Source organism: Ideonella azotifigens, from assembly GCF_006519715.1.
Lineage (GTDB): Bacteria > Pseudomonadota > Gammaproteobacteria > Burkholderiales > Burkholderiaceae_C > Ideonella > Ideonella azotifigens.
The window spans coordinates 1-4,965 of sequence record NZ_VIDT01000422.1; the positions used below are offsets into that span (position 1 = coordinate 1).

Annotated in this window: 4 protein-coding genes; all 4 read right to left on the reverse strand. The window is 57.7% G+C overall.

Annotation, left to right across the window (positions count from 1 at the left end):
- Positions 1-265, reverse strand: a 265-nt coding sequence (locus tag FKP22_RS20905) for a KUP/HAK/KT family potassium transporter (protein ID WP_211361496.1), incomplete at its 3' end; no start/stop codon positions are given.
- Between the two features lie 462 nt (positions 266-727).
- A complete protein-coding gene (locus FKP22_RS20910; RefSeq protein ID WP_141289623.1) occupies positions 728-2,932 on the reverse strand; it encodes an NACHT domain-containing protein in 2,205 nt (734 codons plus the stop codon).
- Positions 2,933-2,964: 32 nt separating this feature from the next.
- The gene (locus FKP22_RS20915; protein ID WP_141289624.1) at positions 2,965-3,630 is read right to left on the reverse strand and encodes a PIN domain-containing protein; all 666 of its coding nucleotides are present in this window, start codon (positions 3,628-3,630) and stop codon (positions 2,965-2,967) included.
- Positions 3,631-4,217: 587 nt separating this feature from the next.
- Positions 4,218-4,965, reverse strand: a 748-nt coding sequence (locus FKP22_RS20920; protein WP_310733352.1) for a response regulator, incomplete at its 5' end; no start/stop codon positions are given.

Consider the following 4,965-nt stretch of genomic DNA (forward strand, 5'->3'; position numbering starts at 1 on the left):
CCACGTACTTCAGCGTGACCACCAGCATCAGCGCCCACAGGATGGCCGACACCGCGCCCACCAGGTTGGCCGAAGTCAGCGGCACGCCACCCGCGCCAAACACTTCCTTGACGGTGTACAGCGGGCTGGTGCCGATGTCGCCATAGACCACACCCACGGCAGCCAGCGTGAGCCCCGCCAGCGCGCGCCCGCGCGGCTGGCCCTGGGGCGGGGCAAAGCCAGAAGTGGCGGAGGAAGAAGAACGGGGTAAAGCGGCAGCGGTCATCAGACGGCCCTGGAAACAGGATGCCGCGATGGTGGTGGGCTTTACATCAGGAACACATAAGGACTCGTCAAAGCGCCGTCAGCACCGCCGCGGCGCGTGACGTGTCGAAAACGGCCCATGGCCCAAACAAAGCGCAGCGCCCAGGCTTGCCCGCTCGCTCATTGGCAGAACGCTTTGCAGCGGTGACTGTCATTGACTGCTGGGGATCGGGTCACGCTGCCGGCCGCAAACCAGACACTGGGTTGAGCCGATGCCGGCGACATCAACGTCCGTGCGGAGCGCGCAGCGACCATCCAAGCCGCAGTTCAGGAAGCTCCGGGGCCAGGACCGATCGGAGGTCTGCTGCCTTTGGAGGCGCACAGGCGCTTTCGACCCCGACGAGACCTGATTGAGTCGCCGCAAAGATGACAGCCGGACAGGCACGAAAGCATTCGTTGGTGGCTCCTAAGCGGTATCGTTCGGTCAACTCACCCGTAACTGCCCACCGCCGGCCAAGGCGGTGACGCGGGCGTTTAAATTTTCAAACAGCTTGACAACATCTGGGTCTGACGGATCCTCCGCAAGAATCTTCTCCCGCATTCGTATGTGCGTAAACTTCGACTTCGCCCCTGCGGCTTGGCGGACCTCCTCGCGAAGGAGATTACAGCCGCGAAGCTCGGCCGCCAATTCGTCCCAATACTTACTTCTAAGAATCTTTTCCGCCTGAACGTCATCTCCTAGACGCAACCAATATTGCCGAACCCGGCAGGCACTTCCAAGCAATTTGAACAATGGATGCTCTGAGAGCGCAGGCGACGCCAACCCGTTGACGACCGTAGCAGTTGCATTTCGGCCATGTCGGGTTAACCATTCATCGATCTGATCAGATTCAACGAGGTCTGCGCCTCCCTCTAACGCTATAAGCCGCGGAATCGGGAACGATGGCGAAAGACGCGTACCGTCATTTGCGATTAGATTGGCGATCTTGCAGTCATCGAATAGAACACTGCCAAGGTCTGCCGCTCTGCAATCGAGTTGATGGATTGATACCTTGGACAGCGTCACCTTGCTGGCCGTTCCGCGAACTACTGTCTCATCAATATCAGAATCCCGTAAAACTTCACCATCACTCAATAACGCGAGGGTCGACATCAGAAGCGCCCCTACGTTGCGAGACGCCCTATCCACTCCACCATACAAGCTTGCCATTGTCAATCCATGGGTGAGGAAGGCTTTTGACTGCGGAGTACCGGCCGCCTTTGCCGCGACGTCGCCAAAAACGGCTACCATTTCCGAGCCAAGAACGTTTCGCTTCAAGAACTTCGGCACCTCGCCTTTACCTACAGCCTCAAGAGTTGCTAGCGACAAAAAGTAGTTCTGAATATGCGAGTGAACAAATCCCTTGTAGCCCGCCCTTAAGTCCGGTTTGAGCGCAGCGACTACACTGGCTCGATTTCGGATCAGCCGAACGACCTCTTCAGGGTAACCGTCGCCCAGGGCTATTTCAACTATCCACGAAAGCGTTGTTTCATCAAGAGATTCAGATTGGCCGTCCGCCATTTCACGCGCCACTTCAATCAAGTAGCGAAGGAGAAAATCCTCGAGCGAATCGCGGCTAACAATTTTCTCGACTGCATCGCCAAATAGCTTTGCCTCTCTCTCAAGCATATGCTTAACGAGCAGTGGGGTCAGGAAACTGTCACTTTCCTCACGGAGACGCTTCGGCTCCAGATTCGCCGCCATCAAATTCAGAAAAACTGGTCGAAGCGCGAATGACCCATCATCCAACAGCGACGCAACTGCGGGAATCTTAAAGTGAACATCAGTCCAGCCCCTTGACTTCAACCATTCCCGGGCTTGATCAGGGGTGGACGCCTCAACAGTCAAACTGATCACAACGTCGCGGTCTTGACGCAACGATTGCACGTCGCGAAAGAGACGATCCCTACCTAGAAAGGTGTCGCGTCCGGAAAGTAAGACCACTCCCCTGCCGCGGGCGGCTGAAATCAAATCATTGACCTGCGACCAAGCCAACTCATATCCATTTGGGTCGCCCAGCTCGTCGAATCCATCGATGGCCACTACGATAAGCCCATGCTTCAGCAGAATCGGAATTTGGTCGTAAGTTGTGTTCGAGCGAAGCGTCTGCAGGCTAAATGCCATCAAATCCTGCAAGTTCGAGAGGACACGGCCACGACTGCGTACATGCAAGATCAGCGATGTTGGTGAAGCAGCGTAGGCTTCGGCGCGGAGTAGCGCCAGTTGCTCAACCAACTTTGTTTTACCGATGCCAGCCGGGCCGTCAATCAAAATGACCTCAGCCGCGTCCGCTGGCCGTGGCTGAGAATTGAATAGGGCATTGACCTGCTCCACACCCTCAAAACGTGCGTTCTTGTGATTGCGAGCATTAAAGGGCAAGAGGCGTCTTTCCGCAGCGGCCGCCCTCCCTAACAGTTCAGCCTGAGATTTAGCCCACTTCTTTAAGTTTGCAAAATCATCCGACGCGAGCATATTGGCGAAGGACGTAAATCCTTTAGCGGGGAAGCCCTTTTTGGTGAAAACCACTTTCCCTGTGCCATTGTCAATTTGCAATTTTATCTCTCGACCATCTCGGACAAAATTGGCAGTGAGGCCCTCCGTCTTCTCCGATATCTTTGGTGAAGGAGTTCCAATATCGACGAATGGCAACAGATCGTACGCTAAAGACGCTTTTGTTGGAATCACATTTTCACCATAATATGTTGAAGTTTCAAAAAGTTTTCTGAGCGATTGCGACTCTGCAGCATCAATACTTTGGATGAATATCTTGCCAGCAGGGCCTCTGCTGTAAACACAGGCGGGACCAAATCGTCGTCTTCAGCAACGACCACGATCCATTCATCCGTCTGAGAAGCTGCATTCGAAACAACGTCGGCAGCAAGGGCGGTATCGACCATTTTCTCGGTCAACTCACCGTGCTGGGTCTGGAGTGTATTCGGGAGATGAATCCCGAGCCTCGCGTGTAGTCTGATCGAAAGTGCATGAAGCAAGCAGTCGCCGTAAGCTACGTTCGAGTCAAATACAACGTTCCGAAGCGGCGATAAATCTGCGAAATTCTTTGAGGCAAGTACTGTGGTGATCGCAATTCGATTTGCTGTTGGCTGAAAGCCCTTGTGCCACCCATGATAGAGGCGCAGCTGGACTCTAAAGCGTCCGCCAGGGTCGATACCTCCAAGGCATCTTGCGATACGCGTCGTAGTCTTCTTGAGAACCATTTCAGCAGTCGCCATTGGGTCTCGCTGCTTCTTGTCACCGCTGATATGAATCTGGGAGTTCCAGTCAACGAAAGCAGAAACTTTCTGAAATCCGGTTCGCGCTGTTGCCGCCTGCCTTTCGTCCGTTTCCATCGGGCGATCTCCTTGTTTCTGGCAGGATCGTACTCGTGACTGACCCTCATGGGCGCAATGCCGGGAGGTTGCTGCGCACCAGTTCTCGAGCATCGCAATCTACGGGCTCACTCTGCATGTCACGGTACAGGTCAGAAGCAGCACGCAAGATGGAGGCGGCACACGAGATCCGCACGCGGGAAGGGCGACTACGGCGTGTGACAAGCATCGAGAGCTCTGCTTGACGGTGCGCCGTGCATCGCTTTACCAGTAGTCCCTCGCAAACAGCCGCTCCTAGCCGGGAGCGCCAGTTCGCAACTGTGGCCCGGAAGCTGCCGCTCAGGGCGGGAGCCAATGGGAGCCAAGGTCGGCTTCAGGTGAATCCACGGTGCGTTCCACAAGCGCCCTCAGTGCGCAACCTATTCGAGCAATTTGGGGTCTACCGCCAGAAAGGAAGCTGCGCCACGCCAAAGCTTCACGTCCAGTGAGAAGGCAGTTCAGGGCGTCGTGAGACATGCGCCGCAAAATCTTTGAACGGCCGACCCGCCGGTTTCGCCTTGGGTGTAAACCGACAAGCCAAGGCGAGCCGACGCCGCTGGCCGCGTGTTTCAACCCTCGGCCTCGGCCTCCACCAACCGATAACCCACCCCCGGCTCCGTCAGCAGCCAGCGCGGATTCGCCGGCTGGCTCTCCAGCTTGGCGCGCAGCTGGGCCATGTAGAGGCGCAGGTAGTGGGTTTGTTCGGTCTGGTCGGGGCCCCAGACGTCGCTGAGCAGTTGGCGGTGGGTGACGACCTGGCCGGCGCTGCGGACCAGACGGGCGAGCAGCTTGAACTCGGTGGGGGTCAGGTGGCAGGCTTCGTTACGGACCTTGACGCTGCGGGTGCCGAGGTCGATTTCCAGGCCCATGGGGCCGCCGTTGCGGTAGTGGGTCAAGGCGGCGTCGATGCGCGTGCCGCGGTGGCGCAGCGTGACGCGCATGCGGGCCAGCAGCTCGCCAACGGCAAAGGGCTTGACGAGGTAGTCGTCGGCACCGGCGTCCAGCAGGCGGATCTTCTGGCCGTCGTCCTGCGCGGCGGAGATGACCAGCACCGGCAGGCTGTGCTTGCGTCGCAGCATGCCGAGCAGTTGCTGGCCCTCGCCGTCGGGCAGGCCCAGGTCCAGCAGCACCAGATCGAAACCGGCCGGGCGCACGGCGTCGGCCAGGTGGGTGGTCAGCGCCTGGGCTTCGGCCAGGCTGGCGGCGGTGAAGACTTCGTAGCCTTCGATGTCGAGTGCGCTTCTCAGCGTGGCGCGCAGCTCCCTGTCGTCTTCCACGAGCAGCACTCTGAGGGTCATGCGGTGGCCTCCTTGGCGG

Bases quoted from the DNA above. Each gene is read 5' to 3' on its own strand.
- FKP22_RS20915 (WP_141289624.1), bottom strand. From the start codon at position 3,630: ATGGAAACGGACGAAAGGCAGGCGGCAACAGCGCGAACCGGATTTCAG.